The 3096-nt window shown below is 50.5% G+C and carries 1 rRNA gene; it reads right to left on the bottom strand.

What is annotated here, in order from left to right:
• Positions 1 to 19 precede the first annotated feature (19 nt).
• A 23S ribosomal RNA gene (locus tag JQX58_RS15145) occupies positions 20 to 2906 on the bottom strand.
• Between the last annotated feature and the right edge of the window lie 190 nt (positions 2907 to 3096).

The following is a 3096-nucleotide window of genomic DNA, read 5'->3' as shown; positions in this document are numbered from 1 at the left end:
AAAACCACTTTGGTGTTATATGGTCAAGCCTCACGAGCAATTAGTATTGGTTAGCTCAACGCCTCACAGCGCTTACACACCCAACCTATCAACGTCCTAGTCTCGAACGGCTCTTTAGGGCACTTTAAGTGCCAGTGAGATCTTATCTTGAGGGAGGCTTCCCGCTTAGATGCTTTCAGCGGTTATCCCGTCCGAACGTAGCTACCCGGCAATGCCACTGGCGTGACAACCGGAACACCAGAGGTTCGTCCACTCCGGTCCTCTCGTACTAGGAGCAGCTCCTCTCAAATCTCAAACGTCCACGGCAGATAGGGACCGAACTGTCTCACGACGTTCTAAACCCAGCTCGCGTACCACTTTAAATGGCGAACAGCCATACCCTTGGGACCGGCTTCAGCCCCAGGATGTGATGAGCCGACATCGAGGTGCCAAACACCGCCGTCGATGTGAACTCTTGGGCGGTATCAGCCTGTTATCCCCGGAGTACCTTTTATCCGTTGAGCGATGGCCCTTCCATACAGAACCACCGGATCACTAAGACCTACTTTCGTACCTGCTCGACGTGTCTGTCTCGCAGTTAAGCGCGCTTTTGCCTTTACACTCTTTGCATGATTTCCGACCATGCTGAGCGCACCTTCGTGCTCCTCCGTTACTCTTTGGGAGGAGACCGCCCCAGTCAAACTACCCACCACACAGTGTCCTCGATCCGGATTACGGACCTGAGTTAGAACCTCAAACATACCAGGGTGGTATTTCAAGATTGGCTCCATGCAAACTGGCGTCTGCACTTCAAAGCCTCCCACCTATCCTACACAAGTAGGTTCAAAGTTCACTGTGAAGCTATAGTAAAGGTTCACGGGGTCTTTCCGTCTAGCCGCGGATACACAGCATCTTCACTGCGATTTCAATTTCACTGAGTCTCGGGTGGAGACAGTGTGGCCATCGTTACGCCATTCGTGCAGGTCGGAACTTACCCGACAAGGAATTTCGCTACCTTAGGACCGTTATAGTTACGGCCGCCGTTTACTTGGGCTTCGATCAAGAGCTTCGCTTACGCTAACCCCATCAATTAACCTTCAAGCACCGGGCAGGCGTCACACCCTATACGTCCACTTTCGTGTTTGCAGAGTGCTGTGTTTTTAATAAACAGTCGCAGCCACCTGGTATCTTCGACCGGTCAGAGCTTACGGAGCAAGTCCTTCACCCTAACCGGCGCACCTTCTCCCGAAGTTACGGTGCCATTTTGCCTAGTTCCTTCACCCGAGTTCTCTCAAGCGCCTTGGTATTCTCTACCTGACCACCTGTGTCGGTTTGGGGTACGGTCAATGTATATCTGAAGCTTAGAAGTTTTTCCTGGAAGCATGGCATCAACCACTTCACCCAAAAGAGGGTTCGTCATCAGTTCTCGGCCTTAAGTACCCGGATTTGCCTAAGTACTCAGCCTACCGCCTTAAACACGGACAACCATCGCCGTGCTGGCCTAGCTTTCTCCGTCTCTCCATCGCAATATACATCGGTACGGGAATATTAACCCGTTTCCCATCGACTACGCTTTTCAGCCTCGCCTTAGGGGCCGACTCACCCTGCCCTGATTAGCATGGGACAGGAACCCTTGGTCTTCCGGCGAGGGAGGTTTTCACTCCCTTTATCGTTACTCATGTCAACATTCGCACTTCTGATACCTCCAGCCTGCCTTACAGCTTGACCTTCAACGGCTTACAGAACGCTCCTCTACCGCTTACACAAAAGTGTAAACCCGTAGCTTCGGTGTACAGTTTGAGCCCCGTTATATCTTCCGCGCAGGCCGACTCGACTAGTGAGCTATTACGCTTTCTTTAAAGGATGGCTGCTTCTAAGCCAACCTCCTAGCTGTCTAAGCCTTCCCACATCGTTTCCCACTTAACTGTAACTTTGGGACCTTAGCTGACGGTCTGGGTTGTTTCCCTTTTCACGACGGACGTTAGCACCCGCCGTGTGTCTCCCGCGCTCATACTCATTGGTATTCGGAGTTTGCATGGGGTTGGTAAGTCGGGATGACCCCCTAGCCCAAACAGTGCTCTACCCCCAATGGCAATACGCGAGGCGCTACCTAAATAGCTTTCGAGGAGAACCAGCTATCTCCGAGCTTGATTAGCCTTTCACTCCAATCCACAAGTCATCCCCGGACTTTTCAACGTACGTGGGTTCGGTCCTCCAGTTAGTGTTACCCAACCTTCAACCTGCTCATGGATAGATCGCCCGGTTTCGGGTCTAATTCTAGCAACTGGGCGCCCTATTAAGACTCGGTTTCCCTACGCCTCCCCTAAACGGTTAAGCTTGCTACTAAAATTAAGTCGTTGACCCATTATACAAAAGGTACGCAGTCACCGAACAAAGTCGGCTCCCACTGCTTGTACGTACACGGTTTCAGGTTCTATTTCACTCCCCTCACAGGGGTTCTTTTCGCCTTTCCCTCACGGTACTGGTTCACTATCGGTCAGTCAGGAGTATTTAGCCTTGGAGGATGGTCCCCCCATATTCAAACAGGATATCACGTGTCCCGTCTTACTCGATTTCATTAAAAAGGCGTTTTCGTATACGGGGCTATCACCCACTATGGCGGCACTTTCCAGAGCCTTCTACTAACACCAATTTAACTTAAGGGCTAATCCCCGTTCGCTCGCCGCTACTAAGGGAATCTCGGTTGATTTCTTTTCCTCCGGGTACTTAGATGTTTCAGTTCCCCGGGTTCGCCTCGTTACGCTATGTATTCACGTAACGATACCCGCAAGCGGGTGGGTTTCCCCATTCGGACATCTCGGGATCACAGTTTGTTTATCAACTTCCCCGAGCTTTTCGCAGATTACCACGTCCTTCATCGCCTCTGACTGCCAAGGCATCCACCGTGCACGCTTGGTCACTTGACCATATAACCCAAAATAGTTTTCGCTACTTTGAACTACATACCAACGAAGCTTTTGTTCTTCATTGGATTTACGATCATAGAATCTCACATGGGTTAGATGTGGATTCCACCGGTTTGACGCTTGATTATCGTCTATTTCAAAAGATCAAATTGTTAAAGAGCAAGTTTAGTGCAAAGCACTAAGTCAGACA

Origin of the sequence: Marinomonas ostreistagni, from assembly GCF_016888445.1 — a bacterium.
GTDB classification, from domain to species: domain Bacteria; phylum Pseudomonadota; class Gammaproteobacteria; order Pseudomonadales; family Marinomonadaceae; genus Marinomonas; species Marinomonas ostreistagni.
The sequence above is the reverse complement of the archived record's forward strand: the minus strand, read 5'-3'. Positions and strand labels throughout refer to the sequence as shown.